The sequence below is a fragment of the Zooshikella ganghwensis genome (assembly GCF_018263875.1).
In the GTDB taxonomy this organism is placed as follows: domain Bacteria; phylum Pseudomonadota; class Gammaproteobacteria; order Pseudomonadales; family Zooshikellaceae; genus Zooshikella; species Zooshikella ganghwensis.
The window spans coordinates 148,352-167,291 of record NZ_JAEVHG010000006.1; the positions used below are offsets into that span (position 1 = coordinate 148,352).

Genomic DNA, 18,940 nt, shown 5'->3' on the forward strand with positions numbered 1-18,940 from the left:
TTTTGCTTGTGATGAGCGAGGCTACCGCACTATCGCCCTTCATTATCCTCCTTTCACTTCGCGCGATTTATTCCTTTATTTGTGAGCTTGGCAAAGACCCCCTTTCTTGGTGAGCTAAGCCAGTTATTGCAGCAATGTGCACAAGCAGCCGGTCAATAGCACCTCGGTGCTGAGAAACCAGTTGCAACCCCTTCTGCCCTACTATCTCAGCCTGTGCTGGGGATTTTAAAAGCTTTCCAACTTCTATAACCAAGGTTTCTGCATCATTAACCCACAGCAACCCTCCACTCTCACTTAACAGCTTGCTAATCTCCATAAAATTAAAAACATGAGTTCCAGTTAGCACAGGTTTACCAAGAGCAGACGCCTCAAGCATATTATGCCCACCATGAGGTACTAAACTGCCACCGATAAATGCCACATCACATGCCGCAAAAAACATTAATAGCTCACCCATAGTGTCACCTAAAATAACTTGGGTTTGCTCATCTGCTAGTTGCTGACTAGTCCGGCGTATATAGCGAAGTCCAGCTTGCTCAATGAGTGTTGCCACCTGATTAAACCGCTCTGGATGCCTTGGTACCAATATCAAAAGTACCTGTGGATGAGTTTTTAGTAACTGTTGATGAGCCCTCAGCACCTGCTCATCTTCCCCTGGATGCGTACTTGCTGCTACCCAAACCGCCTGTTTTTTGCCACTTTTCAGCCATTGTTGCCTCAAGGTGCAACCTGTAGCCACTTGGTCTTGATCTGGCTGAAGATCAAACTTGATGCTTCCTGTCACTGATACCTTGTCAGCAGCAACCCCTAAACCTTTAAATCTATCTGCTGATGCCTGATCTTGAGCAGCTACCAGCGATAATTGCCTTAACATTGGTTCGACGAGCGATCTGAACTTAGCATAACCATTGGCAGATTTATGCGATAGGCGCGCATTTGCAAGTATCACGGGTATTTCTTGAGCATGACATGCTGCAATGGTATTCGGCCAAAGCTCGGTTTCCATCATAATTGCTAGATCTGGCTGGATTTTGGCTAAAAATCGCTGTACAGCTCCTGGTAAGTCATAAGGCGCATAGACATGAAAGACTTTATCACCCAATTTACTTTTTACTTGAGCTGAGCCTGTTGGGGTCATTGTCGTTACCACAAGCTGGTGTTGAGGGTAGCACTCTTGAAGCTTATTAATCAGCGGGATCGCAGCGAGGGTTTCACCCACCGAGACTGAGTGAACCCATATTGCTGGCCGACGAGTATTCCGCGGGGTAAACCAGCCAAAACGTTCTCTCCAGCGCTTTGCATAGTCTGGTGCTTTAACAGCACGATAGCTTAGCCTTAATAGCACAAATGGCATTACGCTATAAAATAACAACGTATAAAGCAGGCGTGATAGCAATGACTTCTCCCAACTGACATAGAATCAAAAAAATTAAGGTCCCTAATGATGAATACAGCACAGCATGCTAACTCATCCACTCTGCAGAGAGATGACCAATCCAGCTTGCTGGCGTATACTCCCAGATTCCTTATTGGTTGAGCAAGCAGTTAGATGCATATGCAGCAAGTACGTATAGAAACTGATGTAATTGTGATTGGTGGAGGAATTGCCGGCCTTTGGTTAACCAATGCCCTGCATAAAAATGGGTTCCAAACCCTGTTACTTGAAGAGCACCAGTTAGGTGGCATTCAAACCAGCCGCTCACAAGGCATCATCCACGGTGGTACCAAGTATGCCCTGTCAGGCAACTTAACCAAGGCCTCAGAATGCATTGCGGGTATGCCAGATCGCTGGCGTAAATGCCTGAATGGAACCGGGGAGTTCGACCTTAGCCAAGTAAAGGTTCTTTCGCCTCATCATTACCTCTGGTCTACTGCTGGCATTGGATCAAAACTTACAACATTTTTTGCCAGCAAAGCTTTGAGAGGGCGAGTCACCCCACTCCAACCTGACAATATTCCACACGTTTTTAGAAACCCTAAATTCAAAGGCAGTGTTTATCAACTTAATGAGTTAGTGTTGGATATACCTAGCTTAGTTGATGAACTTGTAAAGCCAATAAGACAGCAAGCCATTAAGGTTGACTGGCAAAATACCACACAGCTACTGACCAACGAGCAGCATGAAATCACAGGTATAAAGCTTCAATATCAAGATGTTGAGTACCTTTTCACTGCAAAACGCTATGTCTTCACCTCTGGTGAAGGTACGGCCTCACTTATGACCACGTGGGGAATCAATGAGCCTAAGCAGCAAACACGTCCACTTCATATGGTGATGGTTAAGCATAGTCATCCTAACCCACTTTATGCTCACTGCATTGGCACCAGCACAGTTCCCAGGCTTACCGTCTCTAGTCATCCAACTGCAGATGGTGATTGGGTTTGGTACTTAGGTGGTGAAATCGCAGAGACAGGGGTAAAACGCTCTGCAAGCGAGCAGATTGAAATTGCTCAGAAAGAACTAAAGAAACTGCTCCCATGGATCGACTTTTCCGAAGCTCAATGGGCAACCTTACATGTCAACCGGGCTGAGCCTAAACAGCTTTCCTATATTCGACCTGATGCAGCTTACTGCAAGCCTATGCATAATGGCATTATATGCTGGCCAACTAAGCTTGCTTTAGCTCCCAATCTTGCGGATGAAGTGATCAAGCTACTTAATCTTGATGGTATTACTGACAGCTTGACATCAACAACCGACCAGAGTCATACCCAGCATTTACCAAATAGTCTGCCCCTGGCCCCCATAGCTCCACCATTTTGGGAGGACTTTTTTTAATGCAACGTCGACAGGTGGCAAAGACTGATTTGTGGGTTTCAGCCTTAGGGCTAGGTACCGTTAAGCTGGGTCGAAATCAGGGGGTTAAATACCCCAAGCAGTTTTCCATTCCAGATGATAGAGCCGTACTGAGTTTATTGTCTCAAGCGAAAGAGCTTGGTATTAACCTGATTGATACAGCACCCGCTTATGGCTCCAGCGAGGAGCGCCTAGGCTCACTTCTACATAAAGTTAAAAATGATTGGCTTATCTGTACAAAAGTGGGTGAGTCATTTGAACAAGGCCAGTCTTCTTTTGACTTTACCCCAGAAGCGGCACAGCTAAGCATTGAGCGAAGTTGCCAACGCCTTAATGTCGACTGTTTGGATATGGTACTTGTGCATTCAGATGGTAATGATGAATATATTATCCAGCACTTTGGTATCCTGGATTACTTAAGTGATCTCAAAAAAGCAGGAAAAATACGTGCCTTTGGTATGTCCACCAAAACTGTTGAGGGCGGCATTTTAGCTGCAAGTCAAGCAGATATAGTTATGGCAACCTATAACCTGGCAGATCAAACAGAGCAACCTGTTCTTGACTATGCTGCTGCTAACCAAAAAGCCATATTTGTCAAAAAGGCGTTAGGTAGCGGCCATATTTGCCTGGAGAATGGCGATCCAGTAAAAAAGAGTATGACATTCATTTTTGCCCACCCAGCGGTCACAAGCACTATTGTGGGAACCATTACCCCAACCCACTTGGCTCATAATGCCGCTTGTATTTCTGAGGTCCTTGATTAATTTAAATATGCTTGCTTCTGGTACTTTGCTACACACATACAGCAGTAGTCTTTTTACAACATACCGCCAAAGTGTCTGGCTCATTAAGCGCCATGATTCAAGCTACCAAGCCAATTTCCAAAGCTGGGGGAAAGCACTATCCTTTACTCAGTTGCAGCAACTAAGAGCTTCAGCAAGCAGATCAACGTTTAAGCCAGCCAGTTGCTCCAGTAATGTGGCCTGCATCCTACTTAATAACCTGGGGGTTTCAGCACATATTACTGTGCAATTGCAGGGTTCACGCTGGCTGCTACTAGTCCCTCAGATCCGGCCAGATTTTGGGGATACCGTACTCAAGCTCCCTTCAGGCTACGTACCCTCAGAGTCATTATCTTCACCACAAAATACTGTATTACAAGAAGTTGCCGAAGAGTTGCTATGGCTAACACTTGATAGAAGCCAGTGTTTGGTCACAAGCTTTGACCAAAAGCCCCTACCTATTGTTTACCCATCAATCCCTCTCCACTCACAATCTCAAACAGCAGTAATGCTTTCGCAGGCACAGCGCCCCCATCACAAAGTAGCAACATATTACAAAAATCAACTTAAGGGAGAACAGTGCCATCTTTATCTGCATCAACCCACACAATCTGCTCAGCTTGTAAGCTACTTTGAGCTTAAGCTTCTTCCTGACTTTATTCAGCAGGAAAAACTATCACTCTTCCATTGTGAAGATGCATGGAATGATCAGTCGCAGAGTGTTGAGGTTAGGTTTAATGAGAGTGCATTGGTGGTTTGGGCAGAAATTAATGAAAACAATCAGCTAACAGGAAAAGCGACCACCTTACACAATGGTCAGCTTATTCCTATTTGTGATACTAGCAAGTTTTACTTGTCAGAATACTTTTGTAGCCGGCAAGGTATTTGGGTTAAAGACAATAACCAGCCTTTTCAAGAAGGCACTGATACTTAAAGGCTCATAACAGCAAACACAATATCCAGCACTTTATTTATCAGTAAGCTTAGGTGATTTAATTTTGTTAACAATTGCAGTTGTCGAGCAGTCATCTAAGAAATCCAATACAGCCACTTGACCACCATAGCTGTGTACAATTTCTCCTCCGACCACTTTATCTACTGTGTAATCCCCACCTTTTACCAAAACATCAGGCTTTAGCTTTTGCAGCAAAGACTCAGGAGTATCTTCATTAAAACTGACAACCCAGTCCACCGCAGCCAATCCAGCCAACACTGTCATTCGTCGATCAACGGGGTTAACTGGACGCCCTTCACCTTTAAGGCGACGAACAGAAGCATCATCATTAATAGCCACCACCAGCCTGTCACCCAGGGAACGGGCTTGCTCCAAATAACCCACATGGCCCGCATGCAAGATATCAAAGCAGCCATTGGTGAAAACAACCTTTTCACCTTGTGCCCTTGCCTCTTCAATGGTGCTTAGTAGCTGATCTGCCGTCATCACACCTTTTTCAAGATCAGGCTCACCCTGAAGTGCTCGACGCAACTCAGGAGCACTTACGGTAGCAGTTCCCAGCTTGCCCACCACAATACCCGCAGCCAAGTTAGCCAATGCAACAGACTCAGGCAATGACAAACCTGCGCCCAAAGCTGAAGCAATAACTGCAATAACTGTATCGCCAGCCCCTGTTACATCAAACACCTCTTTCGCTTGGGCAGGTAAGTGTAAAGGGATACCTGAAGGCCGTAGCAAGGTCATGCCATGCTCACTTCGTGTCACTAAAAGAGCATCCAGCTCCAGCTCCGCAAGTAAAGCCATTCCTTTCTGTGTAAGTGTCGCTTCATCAGGACAAGTACCAACCACAGCTTCAAACTCTGAGAAGTTTGGTGTGATTAACGTTGCCCCTCGATATTTGGCAAAGTCAGTTCCTTTCGGGTCGACTAGCACTGGTTTGCCAGCTGCTTTAGCTGCTTGAATTAATTGCTGAGGCTTTGCCAGTGCACCTTTGCCGTAGTCAGAGAGGACTACCACATCAACATTTTGCAGAAGGCTAGTAAAGCGCTCAGTAAATCCTACTTCATCAAGAGATTTAAAGGCTTCTTCGAAGTCCAGTCGAATCAACTGCTGATGTCGACTGATAATTCTGAGCTTTGTGATAGTAGGTTCATCCTCAACCTGCTGAAAGCTACACCATACTCCAGCTGCCTCAAGACAGGCTTGTAACACATGACTCGCCTCATCATCTCCTGTTACACCTACTAGATAAGCTGGTGCACCCAGTGCTGCTATGTTCAATGCTACATTTCCTGCCCCACCTGGCCGGTCTTCTTTTTCTCCCACTTTGACCACAGGAACAGGGGCTTCAGGCGAAATTCGAGAGGTAACACCATGCCAGTAACGGTCCAGCATGACATCGCCAACAACAAGAACGCTACTGTGATCAAAACGAGGCATACTCAACTTCATTAGTTATATCTCACACTTAGTTAATGGCGATATCTGAGGACTCGGATGCTTCTTCTTTAAATTGCATATGATGTAGCTTTGCGTAGTGGCCTGACTGCTGAAGTAACTGCTGATGGGTGCCAACTTCAACAATTTCTCCTTTATCCATTACTACAATTTTGTCCGCATTTTCGATAGTGGATAATCTATGAGCGATGACAATAGTGGTTCTTCCCTTCATCACCTGATCAAGCGCCTTTTGAATCATTCGTTCGGACTCAGTATCAAGAGCTGAGGTCGCTTCATCAAGAATAAGCAAAGGCGCATCTTTCAAAATTGCCCGAGCAATAGCCAGTCGTTGTCGCTGCCCCCCTGAAAGCAGTACGCCATCCTCACCTACCAGTGTATTCAACCCTTCAGGTAAGTCTTTAATAAATTCCATCGCATAGGCTGCTTCAGCGGCTTTTTTAACTTCATCCTGAGTTCTGTGCTGAAGGTCACCATAAGCAATATTGTTAGCGACGGTATCATTGAAGAGTGTCACTTGCTGAGTAACCAAAGCAATTTGCTGACGCAAATTCCGCAGTTTATATTGCTGAATAGGTATACCATCCAGAAGTATCTCTCCAGTTATATTGTCATAAAACCTTGGGATTAAACTCGCCAGTGTTGACTTACCACTACCTGAGCGGCCAACAAGGGCAACGGTCTCACCTGGCTCAATGTGGAGAGAAATACCCTTAAGAACCACTTTTTCAGTATTTGGGTAAGAAAAGCTTAAGTGGTTAAGTTGAAGTCTGCCTTCAACCCTTGTCACCTCATGCTTGCCACTATCTTCTTCAGCTGGCTCATCTATTTGCTCAAAGATGCTCTGTGCAGCCGCAATTCCTTTTTGAATAGTGGCATTCACTTCACTTAGTTGACGAATTGGTTTGGGTAACATTCCCGCTGCAGTCACAAAGCCTACTAGCTCAGCCGCTGTTGCGTCTCCTCGCATAAACAGTACTAAGAACATAAGTAACGCAAGCGAAGTAAGCACCAAAAACTGTAAAGTAGGGGTATGTACCGCTGATGTTTTAACCATTTTCAGGTTTTGCTTGGTATTTAGAGAACTTGCTTCGTGAAAGCGCTTCTGCTCATAGTCCTCACCACCAAAACTGCGTACTACACGATAACCATTGATGGTCTCTGAAGCCACATGAGTCACATTCCCCATAGCATTTTGAATTTTGCGGCTTAGTTTGCGAAACCGCTTGCCAGCTTTACTGACAACCAACGCAATCAGGGGGGCCATACCTACAAAGATGAGAGACAACTTCCAGTTAGTGATAAACAGGAATCCCAACAAGAAAGTCACTGTGAAGCCTTCTCTTATTACGACCTTGATGGCATCTGTCGCTGCTCCAGTCACCATCCCAACATTGTATGTAATACGAGATATTAAGTGGCCAGAATTATGATTATCAAAGTAGTGGTTAGGTAGAAGGACAAGCTGGTCAAACAGCCCACAACGCAGGTCATGCACTACCCCCAGTGACACTCGTGCAATAAAGTAGTTACCCAGGTAAGAACCTAAACCTCTAAATAAGGCTATGATAACAGTCCCTATCGGCACCCAATAAATCAAGCTTGTATCTGAGCCTTCCAGGCCAGCTACAAAATACTCCATCATTTTGGCAAATAATGGTTGGCTTAAGGCAAATAGAATATAGCCCACAATACTAATAGAAAACCAACCAGTGTAAGGCTTGACATAAGAGAGCAGGCGTAAGTAGACACTCAAACCACTTTGTGGAGGGTAATTTGGATCTGTACTCATAATGCCTCGATCAATTACATGGTATAAGGCGCCGGATTCTAACACAGATTGCCATCAGAACGTCATAATACACACAACACATCTATAGACATCCTTCTTGCTTTATAAAAGTCCATGCGTACAATAGCCTGAGTTACAAACAGGCTAAATCAGCAGCACACCTTTCTAATTTCTTTAACCAGAGCAACATTTTCAGGTGCTTGTGATATTTTCCAAGAAGACTTATGAGGTTAAAAGTGAGTCTCTCCTGTTAACTTCCTGTCATAATCTTGCTGCCTGCATACCGATATCGTGTAAATCATATACAGTGGTGCAATGAAATTACTTTCTTTAAGCGAATACAACCAATTAAAAGATGGAGCCACTGTCATTGAGGAAGATGCCTGCGGAGAAAAGGTCATCACGTTAAAGGATGGTTCTTACATTAAACTTTTCCGCAATAAACGGCTCATTTCTTCCGCTCTTTTTTTTCCTTATGCTAAACGCTTTGTTAAAAACGCTCATACTTTAAACGAGCTGGGCATCCCCTGTGTCCAAGTTATTGATATGTTTAAAATAAGTAAACCACCACGTTGTATTGTTCGTTATTTACCTCTGAATGGACAAACGGTTAGGGAAGCAGCGGCTACAGCAAATTCTGGCTCAATTGAACCTACCTTAATTAAACGCATCGCTGAATTTATCAGCACGTTACATAATAAAGGAATATATTTCCGTTCCTTACACCTGGGTAACATTTTGCTGCAAGATAGCAATCAACTAGGTTTAATTGATGTAGCTGACTTGAAGTTTTACAGAAAACCTCTTTCCATTAACAAGCGTATACGTAATTTCAACCATCTCATTCGATACAAAGATGATGTCTCGCTGCTTTTTGCTCAGTCACCTATAAACTTTATTGATGCTTATTTAAAAGCAAGTCAAAGCTACATTTCCAATAAAAATCAGCAAACTATCAGCAATGCATTAAATACTCTCGTTAGGTGTTAAATTAACATGAAAGTCCTTGTCACAGGTGGTGCAGGTTTTATTGGCTCTGCGTTAGTTCGACATCTTATCAACAATACATCAAATCATGTGGTTAATGTTGATAAACTGACCTATGCAGGCTGTATTGATAACCTTGCTAGCTGCAGCTTGTCTGATCGTTATGCCTTTTACCGTACAGACATTTGTAACAAAGACGAGCTGCAGGACATTTTTACCAAGGAAAACCCTAATGCTGTTATTCATTTAGCGGCAGAGTCTCATGTTGATCGGTCTATTCAAAATCCTCGTGCCTTTTTAGATACCAATGTTATTGGTACCTATAACCTATTAGAAGTGACTAAACAGCATCTTCAACAAAACAATCAGAGTGACTTTAGATTTATCCATGTATCAACAGATGAGGTTTTTGGCAGTCTTGCTGAAACAGGTCTGTTTTCAGAAACAAGCCGCTATAAGCCAAACTCCCCATATTCCGCCTCCAAAGCTGCTTCAGATCACTTGGTAAGAGCATGGCATAAGACGTATGATATCCCCATAATCACTACAAACTGTTCAAATAATTATGGTCCCTATCAATACCCAGAAAAGCTTATCCCGCTTACCATCATGCATGCTATTCAAGGTAAACCTATTCCAGTATATGGGAACGGCTTGCAAGTGAGAGACTGGCTTTATGTTGATGATCATGTTGATGGCATAATGACTGTACTTGGTCATGGTAGAGTCGGAGAAACATACAATATTGGTGGATTTAATGAGCAAACCAATATTTCAGTGGTTAAAACAATTTGTGCCTTATTAGATACCGCCATTGAAGATAAACCCCAAGGTATAAAACACTTTGATCAGCTCATTCAACATGTTACAGACCGTCTTGGTCATGACACACGTTATGCAATAGACGCAACCAAAATGGAAACTGAACTACACTGGAAGCCAGCAGAGACATTCCAATCAGGCTTAGATAAAACTGTTCAATGGTATCTAAACAACTTAGATTGGGTGAAAAATAAACAATTTTAAGAAATATCCCACTGTGAATAACATGGTAAAGGCTCACTAAAATCAACTGCTAACAATGCACTTAATCTATTCACTGAATACTTTAAAAATAAGCCTTTAACCTAAAGTTCCATGGGTAAATATATGGTTAGACTATGAAAGGCATAATACTCGCAGGTGGTTTAGGAACCAGGCTTTATCCAATTACATTAGGTATCTCTAAGCATCTTTTACCAATTTATAATAAGCCGATGATTTACTACCCATTAGTAACACTCATGCAGGCAGGTATTAGAGATATCGCTTTGATCACAACACCAGAGGATTACCCTCTCTTCAATAAAATTCTTGGTGATGGACAACAGTGGGGTATAAATATTCAATACCTCATCCAGCCTAATCCTGAAGGTATTGCCCAAGCATTTATTATTGCTAAGGACTTTCTACAAAATGATAAGTGCTGCTTAATCTTAGGTGATAATATATTTTTTGGAGAAGGCCTTGAGCAGCAAATGATCCAAGCTCAAGAGGCCCCTGGAGCAACGATTTTTGCCTATCATGTAAGCGATCCAGAACGTTATGGTGTGATTTTTCTGGATGACAATAAAGTCCCTCTTTATATTAAAGAAAAACCTGCTAACCCAAACTCGAGCCTCGCCATCACTGGCTTGTATTTTTATGACAACGACGTCATCTCTTTTGCCGAAAACCTAAAACCCTCTGCAAGAGGGGAATTGGAAATAACCGACATCAATAATATTTACCTGAAGGCAAAACGATTAAATGTTAATATATTTGGCCGAGGTATTGCTTGGTTAGACACCGGTACTCACCAATCACTACTTGAAGCCTCCCAGTTTGTTCACGCGCTCGAAACCAGACAAGGCGTCAAAATATGCGCTCCAGAAGAAACTGCATGGCAAAAGGGTTGGATTACTGATGACCAACTTATTCAGCAGTCCAAATATTTCGATAAAAGTGATTATGGCCCTTATCTTAGAAGCCTGATTAAGCAGGATAGATAATTGTGATCGTTAAAGAAACATCACTCCCAGAAGTACTTGAAATTACACCTCGCATCTTTGCAGATAGTCGAGGATTTTTTTATGAAGCTTATAATGCCGAACGCTATAAAGAGTTTGGTATTGCTGCAACATTTGTCCAAGATAACCGTTCAAAATCACAAGCAGGAACAGTTCGAGGTTTACACTATCAACTAAATAACCCTCAAGCAAAGCTCGTGCGTGTCACTCACGGAGAAGTGCTTGATATAGCTGTCGACATTCGCAAAGGATCTCCTCGATTTGGTCAATGGGTAGCCGTTAAATTATCAGCTGATAACCACAAACAACTCTTTATTCCAGAAGGGTTTGCTCATGGCTTTATCGTTTTATCGAAAGCAGCCGATTTTGAGTATAAGTGTTCAGACTATTATCACCCAGAGGATGAATACGGTATCTTTTGGCAAGATCCCACGCTTAAAATTGATTGGCCTGACATGCCAAATCACACATTGTCACCAAAGGACTTAAAGCTACCAATGCTTAACGAAGTGAGCGAAAAGGAGTTACCTCACTATGAATAAAAAAATCCTGCTTACTGGTGCTGACGGTCAGCTTGGTCAATCAATATTACGTGAATCAAGTAAATTTCCTTCATTTACGTTTATACCCACCGACCAACATAATTTGGATATAACTAATCCACAAGAAGTCAGTAACGAACTGGATAAAATTAAACCAGATTACATCATCAATACCGCGGCCTACACAAATGTAGATAGTGCAGAAAGTGATTATGATACTGCCTTAGCAATTAACAGCACTGCAGTAAATAACCTTGCTGTAGAATGTAAAAAACGAGGTATTTTTTTAGTTCACTATTCGACAGACTATGTGTTTTCTGGTGAGAAAAAAGAGCCTTATTATATCCATGATAAATGTACTCCACTTAACATATATGGAAAAACAAAGTGGTTAGGTGAGCAGGCAATCGTATCTGTTAACCCCAATGCACTCATTATTAGAACAAGCTGGATTTTCAGTATTTTTAATACCAACTTTGTCAAAACAATGATAAATCTAGCATCAAAAAAAGAAGAACTATCAATTATAAAAGATCAGATAGGACAGCCCACTTCTGCACACGATTTAGCCTTTTTCACACTGAATTTTCTTTTTCAAAACCAACCTACTGGCTTAGATACAATACATTTTTCAAATAAAGGTATTTGTAGTTGGCATGAGTTTGCATCTGAAATTATTTATCAAAGTTATAACCTACACATTGTACAAAAAAAGCCTTTAATCAATGCTGTAACCTCCGAAGAATATCCGCAAAAGGCAACCAGACCAAAAAACTCTGTACTTGATATCAGTGATACTGAAGCTCGATTTAATGTAAATATTCGTAACTGGAAAGATGCACTGAACGATGTATTAATATTAATATCAAATGCCAAGCAGGAAACCATCGATGGCTAACTCACAACCATTAGTTTCAGTCGTAATATCCTGTTATAACCATGAAAACTATATCACGGACTGCATAAAAAGTGTTTTAACTCAAACTTATAGCAATATTGAACTTATTGTTATAGATGATGGCTCAAAAGACAAATCCCCTGAAATCCTAAAAGCATTAAGCCAAAAGTTTAACTTCTTTTTTAAACATCGAGAAAATAAAGGCCTTGCAACAAGTTTAAATGAAGCGATTACGCATGCTAAAGGAAAATATATTTGCCCCTTAGGGTCTGATGATATTATTCTCCATGACAAAATTGAAAAGCAAGTTAACTTCTTAGAAAAACGTGAAGATATAGCGGTATGTGGTGGCAATATTATTTGTATTGATGAGCAAAACCAAGTAAAACAAAAACAGAGGCTTAAACCTTACCGCGAAGTCGACTTTCACAAAATGTTCACTCAATCCAAAGAAGGCCCTGCGGCCCCAACCGTTATGATTAGAGCAGAAGTACTAAATAAGGTTGGCGGTTTTGATACTGATATTCGTCTGGAAGACTTAAATCTTTGGTTAAAGATCACTTCTCATGGCTATAAAATTGCTGTTCTAAGTGATATCCTGGCTTACTACCGGGAACATGATAACAATACCTATAAAAACTACCAGTTAATGACTGAAGAAATTCTAAAAACATTTTATAAATATAAAGAAAAGCCTGATTACCTAACGGTAAAAAACCAATTTTTACTCAGCATGTTTGTTAAAATTTCCAAAAAAGATGCAAAATATGCATTAACAATCTTAAGATCAATTGATCCTAAGTTTTACAATATAAAAGTTGTAAAAGGATTACTTAACCTCACAGCTTCTTACTTAAAAAAATAATATGTCATTAAAAACTATAGCTATCATCATACCTTATTTTGGCCAATGGCCTGAATGGATTGACTTATATATAGAGTCCTGTAAGCATAACCCAACCATTGACTGGCTATTATTTAGTGACTGCCCTCCCCCTAACAATACAGCAAAAAATGTCAAACTCACTTATATTTCTTTTCAAGACTACAAAAAAAAGATAAGTGACGCACTAGATATTAATTTCGAAGACGCTGATCCATACAAATTATGTGATATAAAACCAGCCTTGGGTTTTATACATCAAGACGAAATCAAACATTATGACTATTATGGTTTCGGTGATATTGATGTTATTTATGGGGATATACGATCTTTTTATAATGAGCAAGTGTTAACACATAATCTAATATCAACTCACTGGGATAGAATTTCAGGCCATTTAGCTCTTTTTAAAAATACTCAAAAAAATCGAACCGCTTTCAAACTAATTAAAAACTGGCAACAGTTCATGGCTGATACCAAGCATCATGGTATCGATGAGTCAAAATTTTCTAAAATATACTTACGTCATAAAAAGTACTCTGCCTGGTTAAGAAAATGCTATGCCATGTTCAATGCATACAACAGAAACTGCTACTTTAAAGAACAATATAGCACTATTCTTTCACCTATTTTATGGATAAATGGTTCTGAAGAACACCCAACCGTATGGTACTGGAAGAGTGGAAAACTAACAAATAATACAGATGGTGATAGAGAGTTTTTATACCTTCATTTTATGAACTTAAAGTCAGCTGCTTGGTTACCCAAAAAATATGGAAACAAAGCAGCCTGGGAAAGTTTGAGCCACATTAACCTTGTCCCACCTAATAAGGTTACTGACGGCTGGATAATTTCTGAAAAAGGTTTTCTACCAGCATAAAACCAACTCTTTATAGGAAACTTAAACTTTAACTATTATATCAATATTTTAAATATTGATCACCTTACTGATAACGAGCTCAGTTTCCTTACTATAGGAATCCAAGCCTTTTTTTCTTCAACAGATAACTTTTCCGATTTAATCAACTTTTCAACATTAAAAAGAATAAAAGAATATGACTTAGTAGATAATTTAGGTTTATTAGAATCATCATTTAAGATATTATAAGATCTTATCAACCAATTATGTTGATCCGCTTTAAAATAGCTATTCTTACTATCTAAAAGAAAAATTTTAATACCCTGAATAGCTCTCATTGTTTCTTTATCAATCCCTAAGATTTTTGATATTAACTTTATTAATAAAACCTGAAATTTATTTTTTCCACACCTACCGTAAGGAAAAGTAGCAGTCAAACTAGCTTGCTCTGCTATATCTTTGTCAACATTTTCCTTTAAAAAAACAGAAATTTTATCATTAATAAATAACAGGTCTGCCCCATAGTAATGATATAAAACATTACGACAACCTTGAATTTTAGTATTTTGCCTAATAACTTCACCAACCACAAGCTGCTCAGTCACATACTCATTTGTTAATAAATATAACTTATCAATCAAAGAAAGCGCATCATCAAGTAGATAACGGTTATCAAAAGAAAGACCAATAACACCAGAGTTCCATAACTGACCTTCTTGAAAATTAAGTTTTCGCCCATCTCCCAAACTAAACTCATGATCTTTCACTTTATGACATAAACTAGGCAAAGATGCTTTAACATCAGACTCATATTCATACATAACGGACGAGTCGTTATCAACGGATGAAAAAATATGTTCCGGACTTTTATTAAACCACGTATCTGTATCCACAAATGCTGTATTTGATTTATACTTTTTCATCCAATATATTTGCGACAACGTTTTTATTCTATGTATGTATGTTCCACCTCCCATCCACTCAGCTTTTTGATTCCCTGTAAGTTTCTCAACAAAAACTGGTAACTTTTTAAAAAACTCAGGCTTTTCAGTAAGTACACAAATCCTTACCGAGCAGCTTACATTTAAATAATTCAACGCTGTTAAAATACTAAAATAAGCCTGCTTGTAATAGACCTCACTCTCCCCATATACTAAGTACAAGAGATCATTCTTAGCTTGTCTATTAGTCATATTCACTACCACTATATATCAATTATATTTCTGTACTGTTCTCTGTACTTCTGAATAGAATGATTCTCTTTAACATAATGATAGCTATTATTAATAATATTTTCTCTCTCACAAACTGATAAATCTAAAATTTCTTTCATTTTATCAGTTAAGCTATCAATATCTCTGGGAGGAATTAATTTTGCTACATCAGCATTAAGAACTTCAGGAATACCACCAACATTTGTTGAAATAATAGGTACCTTCGCTATTAGTGCTTCAAATAACACTAACGGCATCCCCTCCTCTAGTGAAGGAAGCACAAACAGATCAAATGCTTTAAGAAGCTTATACGCATTAAAGATTTCACCCGCAAATAAGACTTTTTCGCTTATTCCTAGCTCTTCTACTAAAGACCTCAGTGAAAACTCAAGCCCACCACCACCAACTATAAGTAGTTTTATTTTACTATTTTCTTGTAAAACTTTAGCAAAAGATTTTATTAAATATTCATGCCCTTTTACTTTCACCAACCGTCCAATTGTTCCAATTATAATATCACTCTCACTAATACCTACTTCCTGTCTCGCAACATTTTTTTCAAGCATACTTGATTCAATATACTCAAGATCGACAGCATTAGGTATAACTTTAACATTGTTATCATTGAAACACTTACATTGTTTTATAAGATACTCTTTTACTGTTTGAGAGACAGCAATAATTGTCCACTTATCATCAATAAATAAATTGGAAATTAGGCGTCTATAAATTCGGTCAAAGTCACCAATACCATGAACTACCGAAATGCAATTCCTTACCTTAAGCAGTTTATTTGCAATAAGCATAACATCATATGACTTAAATCTATGAGTTATTACTACATCAAACGCTTTGTCTCTGCAATATTTCCAAAGTTGATAAATTGCTTTAAAGCGAAATCCTTTCATTTGCTTTTTTGACAGATTAAAATATTTTTTCTTCTCTGCAATCGTAACCATATCATCTCTGGTTGGCTCACCAGTAAAATAAGCTGCAGTCACCTCATAGTCTTTTTCAGGTAACGCTTTTATAATTTCTTCATGCAAGTCCGAAGTTCTAACATAGTATTTTTGTTGCAACTGTAAAACTTTTATTCTATCCATTTTGATTTACCAGCTTTTTACTATTTTCACCTGCAACTATTAAAAGTCCTATAGCGATCGAGATTGGGAACCAAGTTAAAAACCAGACTTCTTTTGGTCTGCCAACAATATTCCCTCCTTCTGTGAGACCGGCAATAGCTCCATATACGAGCAAAGGTAAACCAATGTAAATAATTAATGAATTTCTAGATCTCAAGCAAGCTATCGACAAAACACCTAATAAAGAAATCCATAAAAATAACCCAATTAACCCATAGTGATATGCAAATGCTAAATGGATATTATGTGGGTCATAAAAACTGGTGTTAACTTTGGATATAAACACTTCAAACCCTGCATCACCACCATGGCCAAGCAACGGCTTATTTATAATCAAATCAATAGATGCACTCCATATCTCTGGCCTTAACGATACCCCTCTGGATATAATTTCATCACCAAACAAAACAAAAAATAAAACAAATAATGCTATTATTAATGCAACCCACTTCAAATAGGCTGATTTTTTATCCATAATAATCAAATAAATGTAGATAACGACAACACCCAACAACCCAACCATTGTTGTCCTTGACTTGGTAAGCAATGAGCATAATAAAAATATTATCACACATCCTAGCAATACAAGTCTTATCTTCTTGTCTTTTGCACAGAAAAGCGTTCCTAAAGCCAAAACACACAATGAACCAAAGTAGTGTGAGCTCAATAAAGGATTACTTAGAACACCATCCCCAATAAACCTGACAGTATCTAATGATTTATTTTCAAAAAAGAACTGAGCTATACTTATCAATGCAAACAAGCTGGCAATTACAATCGAAGGAAAAAATACCTTTTCATAACCAAACTTATCTATCAAGTAAAATATAGAAAAAGAAAATAAAAAAATGAGTAGCATCTGCTTAAATTCTTTTAAGGCATCACCACTTTGATTTACCAACTCGCTCAACAGCAAATAAGCAAACAAAAACAATAACAATTTTACATAAATAGATCTAACATATAGTTTTGTATGTACAAAACCAAGAAAGAAAAGGACCAACGCAGGAAGAAACTCAAGCAGATACAGTTGTGTGTGCCACTTACTTTTATCTGGCACGACTTGAATACCGGCAAAAAAAACTAAAAACCCCAAACAAAGCAATACTATAAAAAAATTTCTAACGTAACTACATGTTAGATCAGTATTCATTACTTAACCTTTTCAAAGTAAAAAAGCTCATTATTTTTTATATTTTTCGAAAAATATGCATCATATCCATATCTACTATAAGATCTGCCTATGATTTTCTGAACTAGAGACCTAATGACCTTTTTAAGTTTGATGGGTCTTTTTAAATCATGCATCATTTCCAAAGCATAAACTTTATTCTTTTGCTCTTCTTCACTTAACGAAAGAGAGAACACCGCATCAAGCCTTTGCATCATATCTACGTTTGGGGGTAAAGATGCTATAGAGTGTGGTGGTCCAAAAGGATGCATATCCGTGTAATGAAAGTGGTTTGCATAACCGAGTATATGCTGAATGCCTTTGAAAGATGATTCTTTGATTGCTAACTCAACAAAACGAGACGTATAGATATGGTCTTCATGGGGATCCAGCTGACTATGTGGCATGATAATAACTTCAGGTTGATATTTTTCAATCAGAAATATTAAATCACTTATCAAGTTTTTTCCTGAAGCAAAGTTATCTTTATCACTAGGAAGTTTAAATGGGTTAAACTCTCTGAATACTTTTGTAGAATCAACTCCAGCCGTTAATGAAATAGTCGTTTTACTCAGATCATCAAACATCTCTTTTAAGCGTAAACAAAAATAACCAAGATGGATGATATTCTCTGGTTTAACACCACCCCATTGAGGTACTACAATACTGTCAAATGCTCTCAACCGTCCTTTTAACAAAGATGCCTTTTTACTATCAGCATAAACATGAGAGAAGCTTTCGGCTTCAACCTCTCCAGCCGTTAATGTAACAACTGCCACATCTGTTGCTTGACTATACAAACCAAAAGCGGCTAATTCAGCATCATCCGCATGAGGAGCAACAACTAAAATTTTCTTATTTACAAAGTCATCATTACAAAACCCATAGACTAAAATATCACTGGGTAGTAGTGGCTGACAGTATTTAAACTTAATAGAAACAGCTTTTCCATCTACGAGCTTTTCCAGGTAGTCGCTGATATTAATATATCTGATTCCCTTCAATCCTCTTTCAAAATACTGTCTAGCAATGTATTTACCATCACCAATTTCAACATATGGATCGAATACAGAAGCTAAAAATGCATTACTTTTTATTGATATCGCAAGTACTGCTGTATCGCATTTAACCAACTCAGCACTTTGAAATAAGCATAATTTACCATTGTCTAACTCAGCTTTTGTACAAATCGCATTTTGAAAGCTGTACAGATAGTCAGATTTAGGATTATAGAAAATATGGTCTGACCATAGAAGCTCATGTGCAATATAAAATAATAAAAGAAGCAACAATGATTGCCAGTAAAATCCTAGAGCAACCCCCATTATGCTTATCAACAGAATTAAGCATGCTTTAATTTTGTTTTTCTGTTTCTTTTTTTTCAGCCAAGTAGCAGATTGAGTATTCATATT

At 39.0% G+C, this 18,940-nt stretch carries 17 protein-coding genes; 10 read left to right on the forward strand and 7 right to left on the reverse strand.

Features of this window, described 5'->3' with window-relative positions:
• Positions 1-67: 67 nt before the first annotated feature.
• Complete coding sequence (gene waaA / locus KHS79_RS11090) at positions 68-1,396, reverse strand: lipid IV(A) 3-deoxy-D-manno-octulosonic acid transferase (protein WP_233468377.1); 1,329 nt, start codon at positions 1,394-1,396, stop codon at positions 68-70.
• 159 nt (positions 1,397-1,555) lie between these two features.
• Between waaA and KHS79_RS11095 the strand changes: the two genes are divergently transcribed.
• Genes KHS79_RS11095 through KHS79_RS11105 form a run of 3 tightly spaced genes read left to right on the forward strand, consistent with a single transcriptional unit; the run spans position 1,556 to position 4,513 of the window.
• Positions 1,556-2,779 carry an FAD-dependent oxidoreductase gene (locus KHS79_RS11095; RefSeq protein ID WP_212718909.1) on the forward strand — a complete coding sequence of 408 codons (1,224 nt, stop codon included), beginning with the start codon at positions 1,556-1,558 and terminating at the stop codon, positions 2,777-2,779.
• Positions 2,779-3,561 carry an aldo/keto reductase gene (locus tag KHS79_RS11100; protein WP_212718912.1) on the forward strand — a complete coding sequence of 261 codons (783 nt, stop codon included), beginning with the start codon at positions 2,779-2,781 and terminating at the stop codon, positions 3,559-3,561. The genes KHS79_RS11095 and KHS79_RS11100 overlap by 1 nt, the downstream gene beginning before the upstream one ends.
• Positions 3,554-4,513 (forward strand): hypothetical protein, encoded by a 960-nt coding sequence (locus KHS79_RS11105; RefSeq protein WP_212718914.1) that lies wholly within the window; start codon positions 3,554-3,556, stop codon positions 4,511-4,513. The genes KHS79_RS11100 and KHS79_RS11105 overlap by 8 nt, the downstream gene beginning before the upstream one ends.
• Positions 4,514-4,546: 33 nt before the next feature.
• Here the strand turns inward: KHS79_RS11105 and hldE are convergent, their stop codons facing one another.
• Positions 4,547-5,986, reverse strand: a complete 1,440-nt coding sequence (gene hldE / locus KHS79_RS11110) for a bifunctional D-glycero-beta-D-manno-heptose-7-phosphate kinase/D-glycero-beta-D-manno-heptose 1-phosphate adenylyltransferase HldE (protein ID WP_212718916.1) — start codon at positions 5,984-5,986, stop codon at positions 4,547-4,549.
• 16 nt (positions 5,987-6,002) lie between these two features.
• Positions 6,003-7,784, reverse strand: a complete 1,782-nt coding sequence (gene msbA, locus KHS79_RS11115; RefSeq protein WP_094785978.1) for a lipid A export permease/ATP-binding protein MsbA — start codon at positions 7,782-7,784, stop codon at positions 6,003-6,005.
• A gap of 315 nt (positions 7,785-8,099) precedes the next feature.
• Between msbA and KHS79_RS11120 the strand changes: the two genes are divergently transcribed.
• From KHS79_RS11120 to KHS79_RS11150, 7 genes are all read left to right on the forward strand, one after another.
• On the forward strand, positions 8,100-8,774 hold the full coding sequence (locus KHS79_RS11120; protein WP_212718918.1) for a BUD32 family EKC/KEOPS complex subunit: 675 nt from the start codon (positions 8,100-8,102) through the stop codon (positions 8,772-8,774).
• A 6-nt stretch (positions 8,775-8,780) separates the two neighbouring features.
• On the forward strand, positions 8,781-9,797 hold the full coding sequence (rfbB, locus tag KHS79_RS11125; protein WP_212718920.1) for a dTDP-glucose 4,6-dehydratase: 1,017 nt from the start codon (positions 8,781-8,783) through the stop codon (positions 9,795-9,797).
• Between the two features lie 134 nt (positions 9,798-9,931).
• Positions 9,932-10,801, forward strand: coding sequence for a glucose-1-phosphate thymidylyltransferase RfbA (rfbA, locus tag KHS79_RS11130; RefSeq protein ID WP_094785975.1), 870 nt, complete (start codon positions 9,932-9,934; stop codon positions 10,799-10,801).
• A gap of 2 nt (positions 10,802-10,803) precedes the next feature.
• Positions 10,804-11,361, forward strand: a complete 558-nt coding sequence (rfbC, locus tag KHS79_RS11135; protein ID WP_212718923.1) for a dTDP-4-dehydrorhamnose 3,5-epimerase — start codon at positions 10,804-10,806, stop codon at positions 11,359-11,361.
• Positions 11,354-12,259, forward strand: coding sequence for a dTDP-4-dehydrorhamnose reductase (gene rfbD, locus KHS79_RS11140; RefSeq protein WP_212718925.1), 906 nt, complete (start codon positions 11,354-11,356; stop codon positions 12,257-12,259). Before rfbC ends, rfbD begins: the two co-directional genes overlap by 8 nt.
• On the forward strand, positions 12,252-13,124 hold the full coding sequence (locus tag KHS79_RS11145) for a glycosyltransferase family 2 protein (RefSeq protein ID WP_212718928.1): 873 nt from the start codon (positions 12,252-12,254) through the stop codon (positions 13,122-13,124). The genes rfbD and KHS79_RS11145 overlap by 8 nt, the downstream gene beginning before the upstream one ends.
• Position 13,125: 1 nt before the next feature.
• Positions 13,126-14,022, forward strand: coding sequence for a DUF6625 family protein (locus tag KHS79_RS11150; RefSeq protein ID WP_212718932.1), 897 nt, complete (start codon positions 13,126-13,128; stop codon positions 14,020-14,022).
• A 59-nt stretch (positions 14,023-14,081) separates the two neighbouring features.
• Here the strand turns inward: KHS79_RS11150 and KHS79_RS11155 are convergent, their stop codons facing one another.
• Genes KHS79_RS11155 through KHS79_RS11170 form a run of 4 tightly spaced genes read right to left on the reverse strand, consistent with a single transcriptional unit; the run spans position 14,082 to position 18,937 of the window.
• The gene (locus tag KHS79_RS11155) at positions 14,082-15,194 is read right to left on the reverse strand and encodes a hypothetical protein (protein WP_212718935.1); all 1,113 of its coding nucleotides are present in this window, start codon (positions 15,192-15,194) and stop codon (positions 14,082-14,084) included.
• 11 nt (positions 15,195-15,205) lie between these two features.
• On the reverse strand, positions 15,206-16,318 hold the full coding sequence (locus KHS79_RS11160; protein WP_212718938.1) for a glycosyltransferase: 1,113 nt from the start codon (positions 16,316-16,318) through the stop codon (positions 15,206-15,208).
• Entirely contained in the window at positions 16,311-17,510 is a 1,200-nt protein-coding gene (locus KHS79_RS11165; protein WP_212718940.1) for an O-antigen ligase family protein, read from the reverse strand. Before KHS79_RS11165 ends, KHS79_RS11160 begins: the two co-directional genes overlap by 8 nt.
• Positions 17,510-18,937 carry a PIG-L deacetylase family protein gene (locus KHS79_RS11170; RefSeq protein ID WP_212718942.1) on the reverse strand — a complete coding sequence of 476 codons (1,428 nt, stop codon included), beginning with the start codon at positions 18,935-18,937 and terminating at the stop codon, positions 17,510-17,512. Before KHS79_RS11170 ends, KHS79_RS11165 begins: the two co-directional genes overlap by 1 nt.
• Between the last annotated feature and the right edge of the window lie 3 nt (positions 18,938-18,940).